General features: G+C 40.2%; 20 protein-coding genes. 7 read left to right on the top strand and 13 right to left on the bottom strand.

Annotated elements, in window-relative coordinates; genetic code table 11:
* The first annotated feature begins 158 nt into the window (after positions 1–158).
* Positions 159–4,274 (top strand): hybrid sensor histidine kinase/response regulator transcription factor, encoded by a 4,116-nt coding sequence (locus tag HDE70_RS01905; RefSeq protein ID WP_183887709.1) that lies wholly within the window; start codon positions 159–161, stop codon positions 4,272–4,274.
* A 4-nt stretch (positions 4,275–4,278) separates the two neighbouring features.
* Here the strand turns inward: HDE70_RS01905 and HDE70_RS01900 are convergent, their stop codons facing one another.
* The 6 genes from HDE70_RS01900 to HDE70_RS01875 form a co-directional block, all read right to left on the bottom strand.
* A complete protein-coding gene (locus tag HDE70_RS01900) occupies positions 4,279–5,652 on the bottom strand; it encodes an MFS transporter (RefSeq protein ID WP_183867716.1) in 1,374 nt (457 codons plus the stop codon).
* 72 nt (positions 5,653–5,724) lie between these two features.
* The gene (locus tag HDE70_RS01895) at positions 5,725–6,384 is read right to left on the bottom strand and encodes a bifunctional 4-hydroxy-2-oxoglutarate aldolase/2-dehydro-3-deoxy-phosphogluconate aldolase (RefSeq protein WP_183887708.1); all 660 of its coding nucleotides are present in this window, start codon (positions 6,382–6,384) and stop codon (positions 5,725–5,727) included.
* Positions 6,374–7,393 (bottom strand): sugar kinase, encoded by a 1,020-nt coding sequence (locus tag HDE70_RS01890; RefSeq protein ID WP_183887707.1) that lies wholly within the window; start codon positions 7,391–7,393, stop codon positions 6,374–6,376. The genes HDE70_RS01895 and HDE70_RS01890 overlap by 11 nt, the downstream gene beginning before the upstream one ends.
* A gap of 3 nt (positions 7,394–7,396) precedes the next feature.
* Positions 7,397–8,212, bottom strand: coding sequence for an SDR family oxidoreductase (locus tag HDE70_RS01885; RefSeq protein WP_183887705.1), 816 nt, complete (start codon positions 8,210–8,212; stop codon positions 7,397–7,399).
* Entirely contained in the window at positions 8,212–9,051 is an 840-nt protein-coding gene (gene kduI / locus HDE70_RS01880) for a 5-dehydro-4-deoxy-D-glucuronate isomerase (protein WP_317617397.1), read from the bottom strand. The genes HDE70_RS01885 and kduI overlap by 1 nt, the downstream gene beginning before the upstream one ends.
* Before the next feature lie 42 nt (positions 9,052–9,093).
* A complete protein-coding gene (locus tag HDE70_RS01875) occupies positions 9,094–9,897 on the bottom strand; it encodes a DUF4350 domain-containing protein (RefSeq protein WP_183887704.1) in 804 nt (267 codons plus the stop codon).
* 157 nt (positions 9,898–10,054) lie between these two features.
* Between HDE70_RS01875 and HDE70_RS01870 the strand changes: the two genes are divergently transcribed.
* Positions 10,055–11,071 carry a LacI family DNA-binding transcriptional regulator gene (locus HDE70_RS01870; RefSeq protein ID WP_183887702.1) on the top strand — a complete coding sequence of 339 codons (1,017 nt, stop codon included), beginning with the start codon at positions 10,055–10,057 and terminating at the stop codon, positions 11,069–11,071.
* Here the strand turns inward: HDE70_RS01870 and HDE70_RS01865 are convergent, their stop codons facing one another.
* On the bottom strand, positions 11,072–11,518 hold the full coding sequence (locus HDE70_RS01865) for a nuclear transport factor 2 family protein (RefSeq protein ID WP_183887700.1): 447 nt from the start codon (positions 11,516–11,518) through the stop codon (positions 11,072–11,074).
* Between the two features lie 129 nt (positions 11,519–11,647).
* Here HDE70_RS01865 and HDE70_RS01860 point away from each other — a divergent pair, with 129 nt between their 5' ends.
* Positions 11,648–12,070 (top strand): hypothetical protein, encoded by a 423-nt coding sequence (locus tag HDE70_RS01860; RefSeq protein ID WP_183867723.1) that lies wholly within the window; start codon positions 11,648–11,650, stop codon positions 12,068–12,070.
* Positions 12,071–12,124: 54 nt separating this feature from the next.
* Here HDE70_RS01860 and HDE70_RS01855 read toward each other — a convergent pair whose 3' ends face one another.
* Together HDE70_RS01855 and HDE70_RS01850 are read right to left on the bottom strand one after the other, a co-directional pair.
* On the bottom strand, positions 12,125–13,450 hold the full coding sequence (locus HDE70_RS01855; RefSeq protein WP_183887698.1) for a glycosyltransferase: 1,326 nt from the start codon (positions 13,448–13,450) through the stop codon (positions 12,125–12,127).
* A gap of 165 nt (positions 13,451–13,615) precedes the next feature.
* The gene (locus HDE70_RS01850) at positions 13,616–14,197 is read right to left on the bottom strand and encodes a tRNA-(ms[2]io[6]A)-hydroxylase (protein ID WP_111631988.1); all 582 of its coding nucleotides are present in this window, start codon (positions 14,195–14,197) and stop codon (positions 13,616–13,618) included.
* Positions 14,198–14,309: 112 nt separating this feature from the next.
* On the opposite strand from HDE70_RS01850, the gene HDE70_RS01845 reads away from it, so the two are divergent.
* Complete coding sequence (locus HDE70_RS01845) at positions 14,310–15,545, top strand: glycosyltransferase (protein ID WP_183887696.1); 1,236 nt, start codon at positions 14,310–14,312, stop codon at positions 15,543–15,545.
* Between the two features lie 72 nt (positions 15,546–15,617).
* On the opposite strand, the gene HDE70_RS01840 is transcribed toward HDE70_RS01845, so the two are convergent.
* Positions 15,618–15,968 carry a winged helix-turn-helix transcriptional regulator gene (locus tag HDE70_RS01840; protein ID WP_183887694.1) on the bottom strand — a complete coding sequence of 117 codons (351 nt, stop codon included), beginning with the start codon at positions 15,966–15,968 and terminating at the stop codon, positions 15,618–15,620.
* 134 nt (positions 15,969–16,102) lie between these two features.
* On the opposite strand from HDE70_RS01840, the gene HDE70_RS01835 reads away from it, so the two are divergent.
* Complete coding sequence (locus HDE70_RS01835) at positions 16,103–16,879, top strand: SDR family oxidoreductase (RefSeq protein ID WP_317617396.1); 777 nt, start codon at positions 16,103–16,105, stop codon at positions 16,877–16,879.
* A gap of 714 nt (positions 16,880–17,593) precedes the next feature.
* Positions 17,594–17,716 (top strand): hypothetical protein, encoded by a 123-nt coding sequence (locus HDE70_RS27215; protein ID WP_260159859.1) that lies wholly within the window; start codon positions 17,594–17,596, stop codon positions 17,714–17,716.
* On the opposite strand, the gene HDE70_RS01830 is transcribed toward HDE70_RS27215, so the two are convergent.
* The 3 genes from HDE70_RS01830 to HDE70_RS01820 all read right to left on the bottom strand — a co-directional run bounded on the left by HDE70_RS01830 (position 17,713) and on the right by HDE70_RS01820 (position 22,932).
* Positions 17,713–17,979 (bottom strand): hypothetical protein, encoded by a 267-nt coding sequence (locus HDE70_RS01830; RefSeq protein WP_111631991.1) that lies wholly within the window; start codon positions 17,977–17,979, stop codon positions 17,713–17,715. The genes HDE70_RS27215 and HDE70_RS01830 overlap by 4 nt on opposite strands.
* A 201-nt stretch (positions 17,980–18,180) precedes the next feature.
* Complete coding sequence (locus tag HDE70_RS01825; protein ID WP_183887690.1) at positions 18,181–19,551, bottom strand: RagB/SusD family nutrient uptake outer membrane protein; 1,371 nt, start codon at positions 19,549–19,551, stop codon at positions 18,181–18,183.
* A 21-nt stretch (positions 19,552–19,572) separates the two neighbouring features.
* The gene (locus HDE70_RS01820) at positions 19,573–22,932 is read right to left on the bottom strand and encodes a SusC/RagA family TonB-linked outer membrane protein (RefSeq protein WP_183887688.1); all 3,360 of its coding nucleotides are present in this window, start codon (positions 22,930–22,932) and stop codon (positions 19,573–19,575) included.
* A gap of 300 nt (positions 22,933–23,232) precedes the next feature.
* Here HDE70_RS01820 and HDE70_RS01815 point away from each other — a divergent pair, with 300 nt between their 5' ends.
* The gene (locus tag HDE70_RS01815; RefSeq protein ID WP_183867733.1) at positions 23,233–24,168 is read left to right on the top strand and encodes a DUF6268 family outer membrane beta-barrel protein; all 936 of its coding nucleotides are present in this window, start codon (positions 23,233–23,235) and stop codon (positions 24,166–24,168) included.
* Positions 24,169–24,188 lie beyond the last annotated feature (20 nt).

The raw sequence follows: 24,188 nt of genomic DNA, 5'->3' as shown, positions 1-24,188 counted from the left end.
CGGCCATTCAAGGTGGTAACATCCTATAGCAAACTTATAGGCAAAGGGGGATGCGGAGGGGGTAATTTTATAAATTTATAGGGGTGAATTTCTAATAATTTAGCTTATAATTGCGTAATCAGGCTGTTTGTCACCTATTTTACTGAAAAAACCAAAACATGCGCTTCAAACCAAATTACTTCCTATTCCCAGTGTTGTTTTTTTGTTTCGTTTGCAGCCAGCTCAGCGCACAGCAGCCTATTTTATTTGACCATTTAAATATTGAAAAAGGCCTTTCTCAGAATGCCGTACTTTCCATCGCACAAGATCAGAATGGCTTTATCTGGCTGGGTACACGGCGCGGTTTAAACCGTTATGATGGTTACCGGTTTAAAATATATCTGAATAACCCCGCAGACAGTAACTCTCTGAAAAATGATTACATCAATGCTTTGTACCGGGATCAAAAAGGTGCGCTATGGGTAGGCTCAGATGCAGGCCTTCAAAAATATAACAGTCAAAAAGAGTCTTTTGAATTGGTACGTGACCCCGGCAAGATGACCAATCCTGAAGGAAAAAAAGTAACCTGTATAACAGAAGACAAATCGGGAAATTTATGGGTAGGAACAGAATACGGCTTGAAATTACTTAACAGTAAAAACAAGCAGGTCTATACACGCTCCTTTTATGCTGCTAAAAACCAGCTTCCTTCAAATAATATTAAAACTATTTACCAGGATTATCTGGACGCTATATGGATCGGAACCTCAAATGGTTTATGCCGGCTTACCCTTAAAAAAAACGGTTATCACTTTGAAAACTTTAAGAACACTGGGCAACCCGGTGAGATCAGCGATAACTTTATCACCAGCATCGTTGAAGACAAAGATAAAAACCTCTGGATCGGAACGCAGAATGGTGGCATAAACCGCTATGATCGCTCTGCTAACAAATTCGTCGCTTTTAAGCATACCAGTGATCCCGGAAGCTTAATTAGTAACGTGGTGCGCAAAATCATCACAGACCAGTCTGGAAACCTATGGATTGGCAGCCTGGAAGGGATCAGTATTATGAATCCAAAAACATACGCCTGCGTTTCCTATCAAAATGCTTCTGAGAATAAAAAGAGTTTGAGCCAGAACTCAGTTTACAGTCTGTTTAAAGATAAAAATGAATCCATCTGGATCGGGACTTACTTTGGCGGGGTCAATATTGCCTATCCATACATTACGCATTTCATCGGTTATCAGAAAAACAAATACGAATCCAGTATCAGTAATAATGTAGTGAGTTCCCTGGTAGAAGACAGGCAGAAAAACTTGTGGATAGGCACTGAAGGTGGGGGATTAAACTATTTTAACCGGAAAACAGGTCAGTATACCGCTTACCTGAATACTTCCTCCCCTTCCAGCTTAGGCTCAAACCTGGTTAAATCTATCTATGAAGATAAAAAAGGGACAATCTGGACAGGTACACATGGCGGTGGATTAAACCGTTTCAACCCGGAAACACAAACTTTCAAACGCTTTTTATATAACCCGAAAGATCCGCTGATAGATGAGATGAATACCTTTACCGAAGATCAGCAGCAAAGGTTATGGGTCGGGACACAGAAAAATGGTATACTTTATTCCAATCCTGAAAAAACTGCATTTAAACCGCTCAATCTCCCTTTAGTCAATCAGAAACTAAAAGACAGATCAATTTATGTATTGTATAGGGATCAGCACCAGGATACCTGGATTGGAACATCAGATGGTTTGTTCCTGTTAAACAAAGCCCGGAACCTGCTGGTCACTTTCAAAATGGGCTTGCCACAAAGTTTAAAATCCAGTAATATCAATTGCATCACCCAGCGTAAAAATGGTGAAATATGGATCGGTACTTATTATGGAGGATTGAGTTATTATGACCAGAAGCGGAACCGCTTTGTCAATTATACCCAGGAAAACGGCTTACCGAATAACAATGTATTCGGCATCATGGAAGATGATGCAGGCAATTTATGGGTAAGTACCAGTAACGGGGTATCCATGTTTAATCCGGTACTTAAAACCTTTAAAAACTATAATTCGAGCGACGGATTACCTGGAAATGAGTTTAATAAAAATGCTTATCTGAAAAGCCCGGATGGAGAATTATTTTTTGGTGGTTACAATGGCTTTACCGGCTTTTTGACCAATAAGATACAAACCAATACCAAGCCTTCAGCAATTGTCCTGACAGACTTGAAACTGGACAATCAATCCGTAGAAATTAATGGAGCAGACGGGCTGTTAAAACAAAATATCTGCCAGACTGATGAATTGATATTGCACCATAACCAGAACACCATTACACTCAATTTCGCTTTGCTCAACTACGTTAAACCTGAGAAAAACAAGTACAGTTATAAACTGGAAGGTTTTGAAAAGAACTGGAACGCTGTAAATACGCCTACAGCTACCTATACCAATCTGCCACCCGGCGATTATGTTTTTCAGGTGAAAGGGACAAACAATGACGGCATACCAAGCCTGAATACCAAGACACTAAAAATCAGTGTCCTTCCTCCTTTTTATTTAACCTGGTGGGCTTATTTATTTTATGGTGCCCTGGCCACAGGGATCATTGTTTTGTTGCTGCGTTATTTATTAATCAGGGCAGTACTTAAAAATGAAAAAGAGACCAATGCCCATAAACTCGAATTCTTTACGAATATTTCTCATGAGATAAGAACACCATTAACATTAATTGTAGGCCCTTTAGAAAAGATCATAGATCAGACCATCGCGCAGCCAGAATTGCACCAGGAGCTTTCCTTAATTAAAAACAATGCAGACCGTTTGATGCGCCTGACCACCGAATTACTTGATTTTAGAAAAGCAGAAAGCGGAAAAATGGTATTGCAGGTCAGTCCGGGTAATGTGGTTAAATTTTGCCATGAAATATTCCTGGTCTTCCAAAACCTGGCAATCAGCCAGCAGCTCAATTATAATTTCTCTGCAACGCAGAAAGAAATTGAGTTATACTTTGATAAAGTACAATTAGAAAAAGTACTGTTTAACCTGCTTTCCAATGCTTTTAAATTTACACCAGCAAACGGACAGATCAGTCTTCACCTTAAAACTGAAACTGGCCTTGTTCAAATTGAAATCACAAATAGTGGAAAAGGCATTCTGCCTGAAAACCAGGCAGATCTGTTTAACAGCTTTTACCAGGTAGCCCCAGCCGGAAATATGGGTACAGGTTTAGGGCTTTCCTTTTCAAAAAGCATTACAGAGCTGCATCATGGAAAAATCTATTTCGAGAGTACACCGGATATTAATGGGGTAAATGGACGTACTTGTTTTACTGTAGCGCTGCCAACGGGTAAAGATCACTTTAAACCAGCAGACCTGATTTCAGATTATATCTATTATGACGATGCTGTAAATTACAATAAAGCAGCAGATTTTAATGATAGTTCAAATGACGAATCTCTCAAAAACAACCATGTTATAGTTCCTGAAGCAAACAGTATTCCTGCTGAGGACTTTCTTCAGCACACAAATAAATACACAATCCTATTAGCGGAAGACAATGCAGAAATCAGAAGGTTTCTCAGCGATGCGCTCTCCGCGGCTTACCAGGTTCATGAATGTGAAGACGGACTCGCTGGATGGGAAACTGCACCGGATTTAATTCCTGATTTGATTATCAGTGATGTCATGATGCCAAATATGGATGGCCTTGAATTTTGCAGAAGAGTTAAAACAGATGAAAGAACCAGCCACATCCCGGTAATCCTGTTAACTGCAAGATCCGCTTATATCCATCAGATCAACGGGCTGGAAACCGGAGCAGATGCTTATATCATCAAGCCTTTTAATATCAAGCTGCTGCAATTAACATTAGAAAACCTGTTAAATGCGCGGGAGAAATTAAAATTAAAATACGGACAGACCATTACCCTTGAGCCCAAAAACCTGATTATCAACACTACTGAACAGCAATTCCTTGCGAACCTGATTAAGATTATTGAAAAACATATCAGCGATACTGACTTTGGTGTGCCTGCCCTTGCCACCGAAATAGGCATGAGCCAGCCTGTATTATACAAGAAAATAAGATCGTTAACCGATCAGTCTGTCAATGACTTTATCAAGTCTTTCCGGTTAAAGCAAGCCGCAAGGTTACTTAAAGCCGGAGGTTTATCTATCTCTGAGATCGCTTACAGCGTCGGCTTTAATGACCGGAAATACTTTAGTCTGGAATTTAAAAAGCAATTTGGGATCAGCCCGACTGAGTATATCCAGAACGGCTTAAAAGAATAATCCGTTACAAATCATTAATTGGCCTGTATTTAGGCACTAAGATTTTCATCACTGTCCACGCCACAATATAAGCAACCGCACAAATCGTGAACATAATCGTATAACCAGTTTGTGTGTGTCCTAAAGCCTTGTAATGGTCAAAAAGTGAACCGCCCAGCTTAGACATAAACACACCACCTAAACCTCCCGCCATCCCACCAATCCCAATTACTGAACCAATGGCTTTTTTAGGGAACATGTCTGAAACTGTAGTAAAGATATTCGCTGACCATGCCTGATGCGCAGAAGCCCCTATTCCAATCAAAATCACAGGAATCCATACACTGATATGCCCTAAAGGCTGAGCAGCTAATACAACTAAAGGAAATAATGCAATGATCAACATCGCTTTCATCCTGCCATCATAAGGTGCATATCCTTTTTTCATAAAGTACATCGGGAACCATCCTCCACCAACACTTCCGATCATGGTCATACTGTATAACACCGCTAAAGGAATCATAATTGCCGTATCATCCATACCATACTGAACCTTTAAATAAGACGGCAACCAGAACAGAAAGAACCACCATACCCCATCAGTCATAAACTTACCCAAGCTGAAAGCCCAGGTTTGTCTGTACTTTAACAACTTAACCCATGATACTTTCTCAGCTGCCTCGGTTGTTGGAGATGGGACAATAGCCTGCTGATCAGGGTCACATAAAATATAATCCAGCTCAGCCTTCGATAAACGCTTTTGCTTTTCTGGCTTCTCATAAAAAATAAACCAGAAGATCAGCCATAAAAACCCTACCGCACCAATAATTAAAAATGCAGATTCCCAGCCCCAGGTATGCGCAATCCATGGAACCGTAAGTGGTGCTAATACCGCGCCTACATTAGCTCCTGAATTAAAGATCCCCGTTGCCAGAGAACGTTCTTTTTTAGGGAAGTATTCTGCCGTAGCTTTAATGGCAGCAGGAAAATTACCCGATTCACCAAAGCCTAAAACTGCTCTGGAAAAGATAAAGCCCAGTACAGAAACCGAAACACCTGTAATCCCGATGAAACCTAACATCGTGGCCAGTCCATGACCAACGGGAATAGCTTTAGCATGCAGAATAGCTCCTAAAGACCAGACAATCAAAGCAACCGCATATCCCCATTTAGTACCCAGCCGGTCTACGATCCTGCCTGCAAAAAGCATAGAGATCGCATACACCAGTTGAAAAGCCGAAGTAATATTTGCATAGTCACTGTTTGTCCAGTTAAACTCTGCCTCTAACCGCGAATGCAGCAGACTAAGCACCTGACGGTCAAGATAATTCACTGTCGTAGCAAAAAACAACAGGGCACAGACCGTCCAACGGTAATTGCTCATTCGGGCTTCTTTCATTATATTTGGTTTTGGTTGGTTTGGTTGATTTTATCGGTTGGTTTCACCACCCTGATCAGGTGGCTTCACCATTTATCGCGTGGCTTTCACCATTTCAATAGTCTTTTTGGTACGTGAAGCTAATTCATTATAATCTCTGGTTTCCAGGATCTCTTTACTGATCAGTTTGCTTCCCATTCCTACCGCACAGACACCGGATTTAAACCATTTAGTCATATTTTCTTCTTCAATTTCAACACCGCCTGTTGGAATAAAAAGCTGTCCCGGAAATACCTCTTTAACAGAAGATACATAAACAGGCCCCAATACATTTGCCGGGAAAAGTTTAATAATCCCTGCATTTAACTGATGCGCGATATTAATTTCCGTTGGCGTAAAACAGCCCGGAATCCACAACAAACCGGCATCATGTACCAATTTACCCACTTCAGCATCTACAACCGGGCAAACAATAAAATGTGCACCCGCTTGAATAAAAGCGCTGGCTTCTTCTGTATTTTTAATCGTTCCAATACCCAGATGCAGATCTTTCATTTCAATCCCGATCGCATCAATCAGGAAACGGAAATTCGCCAATGCAGCAAATCCCCTGTTTGTATATTCCAATACCCGTATTCCGGATTTATACAAAGTTCTGATGATTTCTAAACTCACCTCTGCATCTTCGTAAAAAAACAAAGGCAATAAACCCTGGTCAGTTATCGCTTTTAAAGAACGTTCTCTAGTCTTCATAATTTCTTACTTTTTCTTTAATCTGATTGGCTTCAACCGTAGTCGCATCTCCTGCTACAAAGAGCTTGGAGAATGCAGCAGCCGTTGCAAACTCAATTATTTCTTCTGCCGGCTGATCCTGGTAAAAACCATAGATCAAACCTGCCATATAACAGTCACCACTGCCTACCTTATTGATAATATTTTTTGCTGAATATTGCTTTGATACCAATAATTCATCCTCCGAGAACAAAGTAGAATAATACCTTACCCCTTCCTGTTCATCAAAGCGGAAAGTATTGGCAACGACCTTACACTCAGGAAATCTGGCAATCAGTTCTCTCGAGCTCACTGCCGACTGTTCTAAATAAAGTTCTTTTTGATCTGCTTCAACCAGGCCTTCAGGAACAGGAATGCCCAGCATCTTTTCGGCAGCCCATAAATTACCCATCACCACATCGCAATACTGTACTAAACCAGGTAAAATATCAATAGGTTCTTTGCCATACTTCCAGAGTTTAGCTCTGTAATTAAGGTCAACTGAAATCGTGATATTCCTGGCTGATGCTTCTTTTAAAGCCTCCAGACAAACCTCAGCCGCTGCTAAACTTACCGCAGGACAGATGGCACTAAAATGAAACCAGGAAACATCTTTCAAAACAACATCCCAGTTGATCGTCCCTGTTTGTAAAGTTGCGAAAGAAGAACCACTGCGGTCATAAATCACCCCTGCATTTTTAAGATCTTTACCCTGGTGCAAATAGTATAAACCTACCCGTTCACCAGTATATTGAATCGCAGACGTATCAATATTTAATCCCTTCACATAGTCTACCAATTGTTCCGTTAAGGAATTATCAGGTAACGCCGTCAGATAAGCAGAAGGTATCTTCCACAAAGCCAAAGCCGTAGCGACATTCAGCTCTGCACCACCCACAAAAAAAGGCAGGTTATTTTCTTTTAACCAGCCCCCTTCCACGTCCGGACAAATCCGCAATAACAACTCTCCGAAGTTCAGTACCTTTCCCATGCTTTAAACGCCTCCAAATACAGAGAAACCGCCATCTACACAAATCATAGCTCCGGTTACAAATTGAGAAGCATCACTTAATAACCAAACTAAAGCTCCTTTTAACTCATCCGGATGTCCAAAACGTTTAAATGGTGTTTGCCTGATCGCTAACCCGCCGCGGTCAGTATAACTGCCATCCGGATTGGTTAATAATGTGCGGTTTTGTTCAGTCAGGAAAAATCCTGGTGCAATCGCATTCATCCGGATTGCCCCGCCATAACGGTTGGCCAGTTCAACGGCAAACCACTGGTTATAATAATCAACACCAGCTTTCCCTAAATTATAACCTAAAACTTTAGTGATTACTCTTTTAGAGTTCATGGAAGAGATATTTACAATGCTCCCTTTACCACTGGCAGCAATGGATTCTCCGAAAACCTGTGTAGGAATAACTGTTCCCCATAAATTTAAGTCCATTACCTTTTTCATTCCATCCAGGTTCATCTTAAAGATATCTTCTTCGGGCTGTAAAACACCTTCAGGCTGATTTCCACCCGCAGCATTTACTAAACCATCGATCCGGCCGAATTTCTCCAGTACCTGTGCCCTGCATTCCAATAACTGACTTTCGTCCATTACATCGGCTACTAAAGCTATGGCCTGGCCACCACCCTTGTTAATTGCATCTGCACGTTCGTTAGCAACTTTAGCATTTCTGCCTAAAATACCTACCGAAGCACCTGCCTCAACTACTGCATCTACAAATGCACCGCCTAATATCCCGGTACCTCCGGTTACAATGATGACCTTTCCTTTTAAAGAGAATGTATTTTCCATTAACGTATATCTTGAATTGCTACCGGGTCCATATCTGCATAATCAAGGTTTTCACCTCCCATGCCCCAGATAAAACTATAATTTTGTGTACCACTTCCCGAATGGATACTCCATGGAGGGGAAACAATAGCATCATGATTACCCATTAATACATGACGGGTTTCTTGCGGCTGACCCATTAAATGGAAAACACGCTGGTCTGCGGCTACATCAAAATAGAAATAAGCTTCCATCCTTCTGTCATGTGTATGTGCCGGCATGGTATTCCAAACACTTCCATTAGCCAGAATAGTCAAGCCCATCACCAATTGACTGCTTTGAATTCCATCTCTGTGAATATATTTAATGATCCTGCGTTCATTTGCCGTGTTTAAGCTACCCAATTCTGTAGAAACCGCATCTGCGTGAACTAATAATGTTACAGGATAAGCCTGATGTGCTGGCGTAGACAAGCAATAAAATACTGCTGGATTTGCAGCATCTTCACTTTTGAATTTCACTTCCTTCACCCCTTTTCCAAGGTATAAAGCATCAAGTTTATTCACTTCAAATGTTTTCCCGTCCGCTTCAATTGAACCAGGACCGCCAACATTGATGATTCCGATTTCTCTTCTTTCCAGAAAATAATCAGCACGCAGATTTGAATAGTTTCCTAAAACAACTGTTTCAGCGACCGGATGTACCAGGCCTACAATCATTCTGTCGTAATGTGTATAGGCGAAATTCGCCTTATTCTCTTCTTTCAAATCAGTCAGTAAAAATCTTGATCTGATTTTCTCCGTATCGTATGTTTTAAAATCATCCGGATGTACCGCATGTAACACTTTCATATCTTTCATTGTAATATTTTAATCTTTGTAAGGAGTTTTTTTAAGACCCGTTTATTTATTATCTGCTGGAATCAAGCCCGAAATCCAGTGAATTAAATCAGTACCGGCTTTGAGGTTATCATAGGCAGCGGGAAGTTTTTTTCCATCTACATATTCATTGTACAACCATGGGTCGCCAATGATAATCACCGATCCTTTACCATATTTTGATAAGGCAGCCACATCATAACCATCTTTATCTTTCAGTATAGATTTTGCAGGAGCGCTTATCGCCAAACTGCTGAATTCTTTGATAAACAGTTGTTTCGCTGTTTTGAATACTGGATCTCCGGCAGGCACCATGATCTTTCCCATATCAAACTGTTCCCCGGTCACTTTTCCCTGGCTATCAGGATTAAACTGCACGCCAAATACTTTAGCCAGTGTATTGAAATGATCTAATTCAGCATTGCCGATGTCATTCCCCATCAATACCAGAACACCTCCTTTTTTCACCCATTCACTAATCGTTTTAACATCCGCTGCCTGAACAAATTTCGGATCACTGCTTTCTTTTTCCGTATCCGGGTCTACAATAATATAAACAGCAGAACCTTTTAGATTTTGTGCAGTCGGTGCTGCATAGAGTGTGGAAGTTTTAAATCCGGCTTTGTTGAATTCGGCCCCCCACAGAGAGAAACCGCCATTGGTTTGCTCGTCCCACTTATAATGCCAGGAAACGAGTTTTCCATCTTTGTCTTTTTTAGTTTCGTTGTTGAAGTAAGAATCAAGCATTACAGTTTTCTTACTTTGAGCATGACCGTTTAAAGCGGTAAAAACGAGGACACTGGAAACTATCAAATGGAATTTGTTCATAAATATCTGGTTTATATTTCGTTTGCAACAACTAACAAGTCTACATAGATTTAGGCGCAGAATGAAACAAAAAGCCATAAATTATTGTGCAATCGTTCCCGGCACAACCAGAAATTATTTGTAGACTTGTATGATTTACCAGCTGTGAGACGGAATCATGTTTGAGCCCTTTACTTTAAAAGATATCGCCAAGGCATTAGGCCTTTCTACCTCTACTGTTTCCAGAGCACTGCGTGACACGCATGAAATCAGTCCGGAGACTAAAAAACTTGTGCTGGATTATGCACAAAAAATCAATTACCGTCCAAATCCTATTGCCTTAAGTTTAAAAGAGCGCAGAAGTAAATCTATCGGGGTTTCTTTAAGTGAAGTTGCAAATCAGTATTTTGCCCAGGTGGTCAATGGTATTGAGTCTATTGCTTATGACCGTGGTTATCATGTTATCATTACGCAGACACATGAATTTTATGAGCGTGAAAAGGTGAATATCCAGCATTTAGCTTCCAGATCGGTTGATGGTTTGCTAGTTTCTTTATCTGCTGAAACTACAGATACTTCTTATCTTCAGAATTTACATCAGCGGGGCTTACCTATGGTATTTTTTGACCGGGTAACTGATCAGATCAATACGCATCAGCTCATTGCAAACAATGAGAAAGGTTCATTTGAAGCGACCGAATATCTGATTAATCAGGGTTGCAGGCGTATTGCTCATTTAACAAGTTCAGATCATTTGTCTATTAGCGTAGAGCGCTTAAATGGGTATAAACAAGCTTTAGCGAAGCATAACCTTCCTTTCAATGAAGCTTATATCAAGTATTGTGAACATGGAGGGATGTTTCAGGACGAAACCGATACGGCGATCAGAGAATTGATGAACCTGAAGGAAAAGCCTGATGGTATTTTCGTAGCCAGTGACCGGTTGAGTATTGGCGCACTAGTGGTATTCAAGGAGTTGAAAATTAAAGTCCCGCAAGAGATGGTTATTGCCGGATTTTGTAATTCTGATGTGCTTGATCTGATGTGCCCAACGCTGACTTCAGTTCGGCAGCCCGCTTTTGAGATGGGGCAGATTGCAACTGATATGCTGCTGAATTTAATAGAAAGCAAGTATCCGGTTCATGACTTCGAAAAGAAGATACTGGATACAAGCTTACATGTTCGCAATAGTTAGTTAGTCCACGTGAAATGCGCGTCTTGCGATAATTTTCCAGTCTTTTTTCTCTTTCTTCAGCACTAAAACTATACCCAGGCTAATGTGTGCAGGTTTACCTCCATCATTGGTATCCGCGATTAAAACATGGCGCACAATGGCTACATTATTCTGAATAGTAATCGATTGTTTGGTCAATTCAATCGTTTTAAAGTCTGATCTTTTCGAAGTAATGTCATCTACAAAGGCTGCTTTGTTCTGAATTTTCCCACCGGAGTGGCCATAGGTTAAATCAGCTGAGACTACACTTTCCAGGTCGGCTTTGTTACCGCTGATCATAGCTGCTCTTAATTTCTCTACAACAGCTGCAACTTCAGTTTCTTCTTTAGAGGCAGCACCAGTTGTTTCCTGAGCTTTTGCAAACACGCAGGAGGTAATTAAAAGTAAGGATAAGATTATTTTTTTCATGTTGTAGAGTTGGTTAGGTTTTTAACAGGTTTGATATTTTGCTGGTCAGATCAAATTGATTACAGCATATATTGATCGGCTTAAATTAATCGTTAATAATGATTATTGTTATATAAAAAATAAAAACCTATGAAAAAGTTACTTTTAGCATTTGCCTTTGCTGCCGCAGGATTGACTGCTTCAGCACAAACAGCCAGCCAGGCTACACCAGTTGCAGCAGCAAAATCACAGGCTGTAGTTAAACCACAAGCAGCAGTTAAAGTTCAAAAAGCAAAGTCAACAATTCCCGCAGCACAGCGTGCAATTCCATATTCCAAAGAATTACAAACGAAACTAGGTTTGAATGCTGATCAGTATGCGAAAATCTTAGTGGTCAATACAGAGTGTATTACCAGGAAAGATGCATTAAAAGGTGCTGACCAGAAAAAAGCTGGTGGGGCTAAAGAAATTGCACAGTATCGTCAGGAACAATACAAAACTATTCTTACACCAGATCAGCTGAGCAAATTAAAAGCATTGAATGCACAAGGCGGTGCCAAGCCAAAAGCATAAATTAAAATACCTCTCCGAAAAGTCACTGGATTTACGGAGGGGTATTTTAATAAATTACAGTACAGCTATTTTATCAAGTAACCTGACTACATGCTGAGCACACAGCTCATTGGAATTCAAACTATTGAGCTCTCCGGCCAGCTTAGTTACATTATTTGTGTAAAGGTCATTAATTATAATTTCCTCTACAGCAGCCCGGAGTTGTTCCGGAGTTGGATTTTCAGTGTTGAGATTGATACCGTAATTGAAATAACCTATACGTGCACAAATTTCATTTTTAGCTTCATGTACACCCGCCGCGATCAGGGGTGTTCCATGTTTGATGCTAAGTAAAGAGCCGCCGTATCCTCCATTTGTGATAAAGGCATGCGTATAAGGAAGAACTTCATTAAACGGAAGATAATCTTCGATGATAAAATTGTGTTGAGGATATTTTTCTCTCAGGTTAGCAGTTTCACTTCCACCTGTGGTGGCAATCACAAGTACATCAGTATCCTTGAATGCTTCCAGTGTTGGGACTATTAGCTTCTCAACGTCCTTTTCGACAGTACCCTGAGTAACCAGAACCACTTTTTTGTATTCATTTAAGCGTTTGTCAAACCAGGGTTCGTGCTGGTCTTTTTGGGTGTATGGAAATAAAGCACCGATAAAATGGATGTTTTCTCCGAGATCGCTCCGGATATATTCAAAATCTGGCGTACCAATCTGTAAATACAGATCAGCTGTTTTGATCAATAAATTAACCAGCATTGACGGAGGGATGGAGATATTATAACTCTTTAGCAGCGCATCATAGCTATCAATTGATTCTTTGAAAAGTACATTACTGGCCAGTTCGCGTAATTCTTCATATTTCTTTTGCTCTTCTTCATTTTGCGGAGGTAATAAACCCATACCATAGGGTGCCAGATCTACTGAAATTTCCCCTAAAGGCATGATACCAATTGCGACAACGGGTATATCCATCAGGTGTTTAACTAAGGGAGCCACTGGAAACACAGAATCTGAAACTAGTAAATCAAAAGGGAATGATTCACGTATTTGCTGAAGATCTTCATAAAATTCTGATGAACGGTAAACCAGGCCATGAATAATATCAAGGTTTGCTTTCTTAATAGGATCATCAATCAGCTTTCTTTCCGGAAACAGATTATCTATACCGGCAGCATTCGTGTCTATAGCTTTGACATACGGAAATTGCGGAATAGCTAATTGTTGTAGTTTTTTAGTGAATGTGTCTGATGCGTACCAGCGTACGTCAGCTCCGGCCTGCTGAAAGTATTTTGCTAATCCGGTAAGCGGATTAAAATGCCCGTCTGCCGGAACAGTTGCAAATAGGATTTTTTTGCCTTTAAGTTGGTCTTTGATCGATTGATTCATTGGTGCGTTTTGTGTTTAAAGCAGTTTAAACGCACATATTGAGGTTATATTTTTAGCTTCCCAAAGAAGACGATTTTTATTTAAATGGTTAAACATCTCTGTTTAACCGGTCATGAAATTTTCTAATATTCAGGTAGATATAAACGAAAAGCCGTATGGTGTTTCTTAGCCGTGGATAGCCTCTTTGTTCCCAAAACTCTGAATCAGTTCACCTTCAAATTCCAGCCACTCTTTCCATCGTTTATCGACATCCACATCAATCGTATATTTTCTGGCAAAGTTTAAAAACGTGGTATAATGACCAGCTTCAGAAATCATTAAATCATGGTAAAACTTCGCTAACTCCTGGTCTTTAATATTCAATGATAACACCCGGAAACGTTCACAGCTTCTGGCTTCAATCATTGCGGCAAATAACAGCCTGTCAATAAAAGCATTGTTCCGGCTCCCGTCTCTGCGGCTGAATTTCACTAAACGGCCAACATAATCATCTTTACGTTCACGGCCTAAAGTATAACCGCGCTGTTTGATAATTTCTACTACCATCTGGAAATGCTGCATTTCTTCGATAGCGATAGCTGTTAATTCTTCTACCAAATCCATATGCTCAGAATTATTAGCGATCAGCGTAATGGCATTTGTTGCTGCTTTCTGCTCACACCAGGCATGATCAGTCAATATCTCTTCTAAATTTGATTCAGCAATATTAGCCCAACGCGGGTCTGTTAATAATTTTAATCCAAGCATGAGGTTATTAATAAAATTCTTCGTTCACAAAATTACGAATAATCATATTGTTTAATGGACTGTTTAGAGAATCTGCGTTAAAAACCTCTATTTTTGCATAAATTTTAAAGGAATGTCTAAAAAGAGTGTATTGATTATTGGATTGGTATGGCCTGAACCTACTTCATCAGCAGCGGGTACAAGAATAATTCAGTTAATCAATCTATTTCTTTCTCAGGGCTATGAGGCCATATTTGCTTCTGGTGCTTCTAAAAGTGAATTTAGTTTTGACTTACCAGCCATTGGCGTAACCGAGCGGGAAATCAAATTAAATGATAGCAGCTTTAATACTTTTCTACAGGAAACCAGTCCTGACATCGTACTTTTTGACCGCTTCATGGTCGAAGAACAATACGGATGGAGAGTACAGCAGGAATGTCCTGATGCCATCAGAATACTGGATACAGAAGATCTGCATTGTTTACGTCATGCCCGTCAGCAGGCTATGAAAACACACAGTCCGCTGGAACTGTTTACTGATCTGGCTAAAAGAGAGATCGCCGCGATATTACGCTGTGATCTGTCTTTAATGATTTCGGAACTGGAGATAGAGGTTCTGCAAGAGCAGTTCCGTATAGATCCGTCATTACTTTATTATTTACCATTTTTAGAAGAAGAACTGACTGCAAAAGATATTCAGGAATGGAAACCATTTGAAGAACGCGAAGGATTTATGTTTATTGGCAATTTTCTTCATGAACCCAACTGGAATACTGTTCAGATATTAAAGACTAAAGTTTGGCCTGAGCTTAGGAAAAAGCTACCACAAGCTAAACTTCATATCTACGGTGCTTATGCTTCTCAAAAAGTGATGCAATTGCACAACGAGAAAGAAAAATTCTATGTTCACGGCCGTGCAAAAGATGCCCGGAAAGCAATTGCAAAGCATAAAATATTACTGGCACCTATCCAGTTTGGCGCAGGTGTTAAAGGAAAATTTATCGATGCCATGCAGGTGGGAACTCCTGCTGTGACTACCTCTGTAGGTGCTGAAGCTATGAAAGGAAACCTGGAATGGAACGGAGTGATCGCAGATGATCCCTTCCTTTTTATCAACCGGGCTGTTCAGTTATATCAGGACAAGGTCTGGTGGTTCCGGGCACAACAAAACGGGGTAAGGATTATTAATGAACGTTATGGAAAATCAACTTTTACTCAGGCATTTATTGAATCCCTCCAAACTTTATCACTGAATTTAACGGCTCATCGCAAGCGCAATTTCTTCGGACAGATTTTACAGCACCATACCGCAAATAGCACGAAATATATGTCACTGTGGATTGAAGAGAAGAATACACAAAAGGTCTAAAGCAAGATTTAAGCAGTTATCCAATATGACCGGTTTCTCTTTGATAAAAGAAAGAAGCTGAACTAATTGTATTTAACTTTTTGTTAGTATTCCCCTTAATTTCTCTTCATGTTCATCTCCCCATAGCCCTATGGAATGAATTAAAGGAATTAAACTCTGACCAAACGCCGTTAAGCTGTACTCAACTTTCGGTGGAAGTACTGGAAAAATAACCTTCGAAACCAGCTCGTGTTTTTCCAGCTCGTTTAACTGAACATTCAAAACCCGGCGTGAAGCCCCCGGAATTTTTCTTTGCAGCTGACTGGGCCTGATATGTCCTTCATTGATAAAATAAAGTAATCTTATTTTCCATTTTCCATATAAGACCTCCCCTACTAAATCCAGTCCGCAATCAAAGTGCTGCGCTATCTTTTTCTGATACATGCGCTAAAGATAGCGTATTGCCCAAAATCTGTCAATACGGACAAATTTAACCCTATCCGATTCGTTTATCCGTAATTGTACCAACTGATCAGACACCCGACCTTTGATAACATCAACAAATATTAATTATGGATATGTACAACGAATTATCTGGTCAGATAGCACTGGTAACAGGCGGGACAAAAGGAACAGGAAAGGCAATTGCAGAAAGACTAGCTCTTGCAGGAGCGAAAGTAATCATCACTGCAAGAAATAAACCGGAAGATGTCAATCCTGATTTCCACTTTATCTCCGCGGATTTAAGTATGTCAGAAGGCACTAAAAAAGTAACCGCAGCAATCTTAGCGGAATATGGTGGAATAGATATCCTGATTAACAATCTCGGTGGCTCAGAAACCCCTGGCGGTGGATTTGCAGCACTATCAGACGCGCATTGGTTAGAAACACTTCAAACTAATCTACTGGCTCCTGTAAGGCTCGATAGAGGTTTGTTACCTTCCATGTTAGCAAAGGGCTCAGGAGTCATTATACATATCGCCTCGATACAGGGAAGACTACCATTACCTGATTCTACTTTACCTTATGCAGCCGCTAAAGCCGGACTGATCAATTACAGCAAAGGGTTATCAAAAGAGGTTACTCCAAAAGGTATACGCGTATTAACCGTATCACCGGGCTGGATACAGACAGAAGCGGCTATAAGGATGATGGAGCGCTTAGCGGAAAGTTCAGGAGATACCATAGAAAATGCAACTCAACAAGTGATGAATTCATTGGGAGGTATCCCGATGGGCAGGCCAGCCAAACCAGAAGAAATTGCTGAGCTTGTAGGATTCCTTGTCTCTCCACGTGCAAACTATTTATCAGGAACTGAATATGTAATTGACGGAGGAACTATTCCAACTATTTAACAGCTGAAACATCGTAAAAACACCCTATAAACCCCCATAAAAACAGCATAAAAATACCTACCTAACTTACTGACAAATAAATTCAAAATAGCTAAATAATAAATCTATACCGGCCGGGTACTGCCTGAGTACTGCCCGGGTACTCGTTAGGGTAAGAGCAATGCTAAAGTAACGTGAGAGCATGGCAAGTCCAAGTCAAAACAACTAGTTGAAATGACTTAGAGTACGTATGCTTAAAGGCCGTTTACAACCTGGTGTTACCCCGATCTCTATTCAGGCACAACCAAACCTTAACTAGTTGAAAATTAATGAAATTATAATTTTCCCTTTGACTAACCCACGGACAACTGCGGACAATTGCAGACAGCTGCGGACAATTGCGGACATTTTTTACGCATCAGGATAATCTTTAACGCGAATAGCTTACATTGATGGAAAAGCATTTATTTATTATGGGAAGTTTAACGGGTAAATTTTCAAAGGGAATCCTGGGCGGTTTCATTTTTAAAGCAGCAATTTGGAGTACTGGTCAAACCTGAAAATGTGAAGGTAACTCTGTATAAAAACGCCCTTAATTTTGAATGGGGCGAAGATATGACGGGCATAGGTTCTCCAAACGACAGAATCATGATCCTGCTTTAAAATAAAGAAGGAAGACTTTTCCTTGCCTGCTACAGTGGCGCACGCAGAAGTGAATTAAAAGACACTTTTCCAATGCATCCTGCGCATGGAAAGAATCGAACTTACGAAGTATTCCTGGTATTTAAAGATGTCCTGAGTGATGCTGTTTCCAAAAGTGTTCACTGCGGAAGTGTACTCACTCAGGTCATCGCTTAAAAATCTATATCAATCAGGCTGGTCAAAGGAATATGAATTCCATTTTTCAGCTGAATATATTTCTCTGTAACTGACCACACTGTCGTATTCACAGTCTTTGGGCCGAATTTTGTATTAAAAGTAATGTCTGCTTTTGATTTGAATTCATTACCTAAACGCTGAGCACCACTGAGCTTATCTTTTAATTCCTCGATATGGTTCTGATCTGCGGCTATAATTTCACTTACGTCTATTGACTCCTTTTCGATTAATTCTCCTAACATAGTATAATGGCTAATTCTTTCTTAAATATGCATTAAATCTATTTAAACAGCAATAACCTCCTAAAAGAGTTACAATTCTATGAGTTTAGCTGTCTGGTATGAAAATATAATGACATAGTTTTCAGCCCGATAGTAATTTCCCTTTCAAATGAAAAGAGAGGTAAAAACCTCTCTTTTCATTTTATTGACCTGTGAACCAATCTAATACCCTTTATTTTGGGTTAAAGTTGGATTATTTCTGCGTTCTGCATCAGGAACAGGGTATAAATAGTAATTAGGATCTGCTTTAGTCATCATATCGGTCAATGCTAAACCAGTACGGCAGTAATCAAACCACGCTTCTCCTTCAAACATCATTTCCTTTCTCTTTTCTTTCTGCACAGCGGTTATAAATGCTGCAAGCGTAGTAAAGGTAGAAATGTCAGGAGTAGTGATTCCAGCCCTGTCACGCACCTTTTTATAAGAATCGTAGCTTGCGGCACTTACTCCCCCATCTAAGCGGGCCTGGGCCTCTGCGTGGATCAGATAGATTTCAGCAATACGGATCACCGGTACGTTTTGAATAGCCGGGTTAAAGATTCTGTATTTACCGATATAAAACCTCGGATCTGCCGGGGTATTCTGGTAAATGGTAAAGTCTCTTCTTTTATCTCCTGCTTCATATAAATCAGCAATCGATTTTCCTTCTGCATAAAATAAAGCAGAAGCATTCGGATTACTTACCGTGGCCAGCGGGTTGGTCGCCTGTGCATCAAACTGCAATTCAAAAATTGATTCTGAAGTGTTTTTTGTAGTCCAGACTGACCCGAAGTCAACTGGCATTGACGCACCGCTTGTTGCGATCACATCCTTCGCTAATCTTGCTGCTTCTGCGTAAGTATTTGTTACAGCACCATTATATAGATAAACTTTAGCCAGCAAAGCTTTAGCTGCGTTACCAGTTACTCTGCCTTTAGTTTCTGCAATATTCGCATAAACATTCGGCAAATTAGAAGCTTCTATCAGGTCTGCAATGATTTTCGCATAAACTTCAGCTACGGTATTACGTGGTACTTTCAGGTTATCGTTTTCTCCGGTCGGCGTTACAATTAAAGGAACCTCTCCAAATGCTCTGACTAAATTAAAATAAGTCAAAGCTCTGATAAATTGTGCTTCTCTGATGAATTGTTGTCTTTTATCAGTTGCAATTGCAGCTTCAGGCATTGCAGCTACTTTCACCACAATGTTATTTGCCGCATTAATGGCAGCATAACCTGCTGTCCAGATATTCTGTACCCATGGATTATCAATACGGATCGTATTGGTTTTAAAGTCTACATATTCAGGAAAGCTGGATACGTGATTCACGTGTCTGGCCGAGAATTCAGGAACAATAATCAGGGATTGTCCGTAAGAGTTCGCTCCCAATTGTGTTCTGTACATTCCCATTACTGCCGATTGGGCACCTTGTTGTGAATTGAAAATATTATCAGGTGTAATCTGTGCAATAGGTTCCCTGTCCAGGAATTTTTTACAGGACGTAAAGCTTAAGGACACGGCTGCTAGTAAAATATATTTTGAAATCGTTTTCATGTTCTGTTTATAGAGTTGTTCTTAGAAAGTTAAATTGATACCAGCAGTAAAGATTCTTGGCTGCGGATAACTACCGTAATCATAACCATAAGTCAAACCAGCATTCGCGCCACCATGACTAGAGCTTACTTCCGGGTCGTAACCTTTGTATTTAGTAAATACGAAAGCATTTTGTACGGTAGTGTAAACACGTAAGCTTTTGATCTTCAATTTCTCTGAAACTTTATCACTTAAGGTATAACCAAACGTAATATTTCTAAATCTGAAGAAAGATCCATCCTGTACAAAACGGTCAGATATAGCTGTGTTATCAAAGTTTCCAGGTGTTGGTCTTGGGATATCTGTAATATCTCCCGGATTTCTCCAGCGTCTGTTCCAGTCTGCGAAACCGTTACTTGTTTTATTACTTCCATCCAGTCCTGAAGCCAGGTTATAATTGAAGACATCATTTCCATAAGAAAACTGCCCCATAATGCTCAGGTCAAAGTTTTTATAGGTAAATGTATTGGTGATACCTCCATAGAAATCAGGATTTGGATTACCAATGATTCCGCGATCTTTCGGATCATTCGGTGCACCAAGGCTACCATCTTGTTTGATATAATCAATCATACCAGTCTGAGGGTTTACACCAGACATTTTCCATCCGTAGAATGAACCAAGTGGTAATCCTTCTCTGGCAATATTTAATCCACCAACACCACCGCTTAACTCTCCGCCTGGTAAGGAAACAACTTTGTTCCTGTTAAAGGACATGTTTAAAGAGGTACTCCATTTAAACGCACCAACCAGATTCTGTGTAGTTAATTCAAATTCAAATCCTTTATTCTGAATCTTACCTACATTGGTAAAACGGTTGGCAAAGCCTGAACTTGTCGGCACAACAACACCAACCAAAAGGTCAGAAGTATTTTTAATGTAATAATCTGCAAGTATTGAGATACGGTTGTTAAACAAGCCTACATCTACTCCAAAATCCAATTGTTTGGTCGTTTCCCATTTCAGGTCTTTATCACCTAATACATTTGGTAAATAACCAGGATTGCCCATATAGTTATTACTTCCGCTATATAAAGAATAACTCGCATAGTTAGGAATGTTCTGGTTTCCTGTGATACCCCAGGATGCTCTTACTTTCAGATTGCTGATTACTTTGTTAGACTTCAGGAAGTCTTCATCTGATGCACGCCATGCAGCACCGAAAGATGGGAAAGTAGCGTAACGGCTGTTTGTACCGAAACGTGAAGATCCATCAACTCTGAAGTTTGCTGTTAAAAGATATTTTCCTTTGTAATCATAGTTCACTCTTGAAAAACCAGAAGCGATACTCCATTCTTCAGGGAAAGAGTTTGCACCTGTTACTAAACCACCGGCAGAGATATACTCGATATCGTTAGATGGAAAATTTGAACGGCTTGCGTCTACAAATTGTACGCGCGATTGTTGAACTGAGGCTCCGGCAAGGGCATCAATATGATGTTCACCGAATGATTTCTGATAGCTCAATGTAGTTTCATTGATCCACAATTGATCTCTTGTATTTCTTTGTGCACCAATTCCGCCTTGTGCCGCAAAAGAACGGATACCGTTTGGCGGCATAAAGAAGGTTTCATCGATATAACTTAAATCTGCACCAAAACTGGTTTTTAAAGTCAGTTCAGGCATAAATTTATATTCTGCTGAACCACTTGCCAATACTCTGAATGTTTCTGAGTTGTTAACTGGCAGCAACAACATGGCTACTGGATTCTCACGGCTGGTGTTAACCTGGTCATAAGCGTAACTTCCATCAGGGTTGTAAACCGGAAGGTTTGGCGGTGCAAAAATACCGGTTTTTGTAGATCCTTCTTTGGAGTTTTCTTCCTGAACACGGTCATTCAATGCTCTGGTTAAATTCACACGGGCAGAGAATTTTAATTTATCACTATGCTGGTGATCCAGGTTGATCCTTGCACTTAAACGGCTGAAGTTAGAGTTTTGAATCACACCTCCCTGGCGCATATAACCAATGGATGTATAGTATTGTGTTTTTTCAGATCCTCCGCGCGCAGATAATTCATAATTACGTGTTGGCGCTGTTCTGAAAATCTGTTTCTGCCAGTCTGTATTGATATTTGGATTAGCTAATACTTGTGCTGGAACCGGGGTAGGATTGCCATTGGCATCCAGCAGGTATTTGTAATAGTCTTTCATGTAATCCTGGTATTCACCAGTATTCATCATTTTATATTTTCTCTCGTTTGGAACTTCAGAGAATCCTTCGTAAGCGTTAAAGCTGAAGGTACTTGTACCCGGCTGACCTTTTTTAGTCGTAATCAAAACAACACCGTTTGCTGCTCTGGCTCCGTAGATAGAAGAAGAGGCTGCATCTTTTAAGATCTCTACAGACTGTACATCGGATGGGTTTATAGAAGCCAGGATATTGATCCCCTGCGTTCCACCACCGAAGTTGAAGTTACTTCCACCTGTAAAATTCGTTGTACTGTTCACCGGGATACCATCTACTACGTATAATGGATCAGAACCAGCGTTGATCGATGTTGTACCCCTGATCCGGATATTTAAACCACCACCTGGTGAGCCTGATTTCTGTGTAACCTGTACTCCTCCTGCTTTACCCTGAATAGCCTGGGTAATAGTCGGCATTACATCATTTTTAATCTGGTCAGACTGGATACTGGAAACAGAACTGGTCAGTTTGGAACGGTTAACGGTTCCATATCCGGTCGCAACAACTTGTACTTCACTCAGTACTTTTGATTCTGTTGCCATGACCACATTGATGGTCTTTCGTTTATTGACGGGTTCTTGTTTGGTCTTATAACCCATATAGGCGAATAAGAGAATTGCATTATCACCGGCGGCAATCTTAAATTGCCCTTTGCTATCGGTAAGGGATTTATCTTTTCCGCCTTTCACGGTAATGACTACACCGATCAGCGGACCACCACTGTCAGAAACTTTACCACTGATAGAGTCCTGAACGGATTTGCTGCCGGCTGTATCTTGGGCCGCTGGTTTAACGGTCGTATCCTGAACTGCTTTTTTAGCAGTGGTATCCTGAATAATCGGTTTAACAGTTGTATCCTGAGCTACCTTTTTAACGGTAGTATCCTGAGCAGGTTTTTTAACTGTCGTGTCCTGAATTACTTTTTTACGTGTAGTATCCTGAGCAACTTTAATTATCGGGATTACGGCACGTTTTGCAGTATCCTTTTTGATGGAATCTTTTTTCACAGAATCCTTAGGAACGGTGTCGGTTTGGAATAATACTGTCCTGAAACTTGACAGGTCTTTTCTATGGGCAGCTCCCTGTGCAAAGTGGGTGCTGAATACCATGGCGAGTAAGCATACGAGGTACGGTAAAGGGTTTCTTTTCATCTGAAATACACTAATCTTTAAGTAATGAGCAAGTTATTAAAGATGCACAATAGCAATTTTCGCTCCACAGATTAAAATGGGATTAAAATCCTTGTTTAAAGTGCTTTAGAAATGATCCTTTGTTTTCAATTGTAGACATTCTCTACAGCTTGTAGGAAGAAGCAGCATCATTCCGGCCTGATTTAAAGGCGGAAAATTAATTTTAATCCAGACGTAAGGGTAGAATACAAAGAGGTTGTCCTATGACTAAACAGGAAAAAAATGTTCAACAAATATTCAATACCTCATTCGTTTAAATTTATGTTTAAGAAAAATAACTTCTTCCAGAGATTACTTCTCATTCTTCTGCTTTTAACAGGCACAAATGCAATGGCCCAATTCGGCCCGGAGAATACGCTGGATGTTAATGCGATCTATGTCCCCCAAAGTAAATACACGCAGAAAAACGGGCAGGTAGAAAATGCCGAGAAAACTCAAAAAAGGATTGATCTGAATTATAGTTTTCCAATTTCTACTAAATTCGATCCTGCTACAAAAAAACTGGAAAAATGGACGGGTATTGTGAGTGGAGGTTATACCGAAATGTCTGGTAAAGACAATAGCCAGGATTTGATGCCGGAGAAACTACTCAATACTATGCTTGGGGTAACTTATTTACGCTCTATGCGAAATAACTGGGCGATGGTCAGCCTATTAACTGCCGGTGTGAATACGGATCTTAAAGCAGTAGATTATCATGATATATTTATCAGTGGAGGTGTACTTTTTATCAAAACTCCCCGGCCGGGATTCTCTTATGGATTTGGAGCTTTTGTAGTGAATGCACTGAATGCACCTATAGTTTTACCCGGTTTGATGTTACATTTAGAAACAGAAGGCAGATTTAAATTCAATATTGATATACCTACTGAGGTCAGCGTTGCACGTGATGTCACCAAAAAGATGGAAGTAAAGTTAGCGGTGAGGTTTAAAAATACAAGCTTTGACACTGAGAATACGGTTGAGCCTGGCAGACGTTATCTAAACTATATGGAATTACCTGCTGGCCTGGAAACCAAGTGGAAGAGTAAACATTTTGATTTTGTACTGGGTGGTGGTTACATGATTTTAAGAAATTACGATCTTAAAGAAGGTGGCATCAAGAATTTATTTACCAATGGACAGATCAATAAATTAGGTGGAAACTTTTATGTCAATGCCGGAATCAGGCTTAAATTTAATAAGGAGGGTAAATAAACATCTTTTTTTATAACAAA

This window comes from Pedobacter cryoconitis, from assembly GCF_014200595.1.
Lineage (GTDB): Bacteria > Bacteroidota > Bacteroidia > Sphingobacteriales > Sphingobacteriaceae > Pedobacter > Pedobacter cryoconitis_C.
This window is presented reverse-complemented; position numbering and strand designations above follow the sequence as displayed.

What these genes read in the sequence shown, in the direction of transcription:
- HDE70_RS01905 (WP_183887709.1), top strand. Translation starts at nt 159, where the DNA reads ATGCGCTTCAAACCAAATTACTTCCTATTCCCAGTGTTGTTTTTTTGT.
- HDE70_RS01900 (WP_183867716.1), bottom strand. Translation starts at nt 5,652, where the DNA reads ATGAAAGAAGCCCGAATGAGCAATTACCGTTGGACGGTCTGTGCCCTG.
- HDE70_RS01895 (WP_183887708.1), bottom strand. Translation starts at nt 6,384, where the DNA reads ATGAAGACTAGAGAACGTTCTTTAAAAGCGATAACTGACCAGGGTTTA.
- HDE70_RS01890 (WP_183887707.1), bottom strand. Translation starts at nt 7,393, where the DNA reads ATGGGAAAGGTACTGAACTTCGGAGAGTTGTTATTGCGGATTTGTCCG.
- HDE70_RS01885 (WP_183887705.1), bottom strand. Translation starts at nt 8,212, where the DNA reads ATGGAAAATACATTCTCTTTAAAAGGAAAGGTCATCATTGTAACCGGA.
- kduI (WP_317617397.1), bottom strand. Translation starts at nt 9,051, where the DNA reads ATGAAAGATATGAAAGTGTTACATGCGGTACATCCGGATGATTTTAAA.
- HDE70_RS01875 (WP_183887704.1), bottom strand. Translation starts at nt 9,897, where the DNA reads ATGAACAAATTCCATTTGATAGTTTCCAGTGTCCTCGTTTTTACCGCT.
- HDE70_RS01870 (WP_183887702.1), top strand. Translation starts at nt 10,055, where the DNA reads ATGTTTGAGCCCTTTACTTTAAAAGATATCGCCAAGGCATTAGGCCTT.
- HDE70_RS01865 (WP_183887700.1), bottom strand. Translation starts at nt 11,518, where the DNA reads ATGAAAAAAATAATCTTATCCTTACTTTTAATTACCTCCTGCGTGTTT.
- HDE70_RS01860 (WP_183867723.1), top strand. Translation starts at nt 11,648, where the DNA reads ATGAAAAAGTTACTTTTAGCATTTGCCTTTGCTGCCGCAGGATTGACT.
- HDE70_RS01855 (WP_183887698.1), bottom strand. Translation starts at nt 13,450, where the DNA reads ATGAATCAATCGATCAAAGACCAACTTAAAGGCAAAAAAATCCTATTT.
- HDE70_RS01850 (WP_111631988.1), bottom strand. Translation starts at nt 14,197, where the DNA reads ATGCTTGGATTAAAATTATTAACAGACCCGCGTTGGGCTAATATTGCT.
- HDE70_RS01845 (WP_183887696.1), top strand. Translation starts at nt 14,310, where the DNA reads ATGTCTAAAAAGAGTGTATTGATTATTGGATTGGTATGGCCTGAACCT.
- HDE70_RS01840 (WP_183887694.1), bottom strand. Translation starts at nt 15,968, where the DNA reads ATGTATCAGAAAAAGATAGCGCAGCACTTTGATTGCGGACTGGATTTA.
- HDE70_RS01835 (WP_317617396.1), top strand. Translation starts at nt 16,103, where the DNA reads ATGTACAACGAATTATCTGGTCAGATAGCACTGGTAACAGGCGGGACA.
- HDE70_RS27215 (WP_260159859.1), top strand. Translation starts at nt 17,594, where the DNA reads ATGCATCCTGCGCATGGAAAGAATCGAACTTACGAAGTATTCCTGGTA.
- HDE70_RS01830 (WP_111631991.1), bottom strand. Translation starts at nt 17,979, where the DNA reads ATGTTAGGAGAATTAATCGAAAAGGAGTCAATAGACGTAAGTGAAATT.
- HDE70_RS01825 (WP_183887690.1), bottom strand. Translation starts at nt 19,551, where the DNA reads ATGAAAACGATTTCAAAATATATTTTACTAGCAGCCGTGTCCTTAAGC.
- HDE70_RS01820 (WP_183887688.1), bottom strand. Translation starts at nt 22,932, where the DNA reads ATGAAAAGAAACCCTTTACCGTACCTCGTATGCTTACTCGCCATGGTA.
- HDE70_RS01815 (WP_183867733.1), top strand. Translation starts at nt 23,233, where the DNA reads ATGTTTAAGAAAAATAACTTCTTCCAGAGATTACTTCTCATTCTTCTG.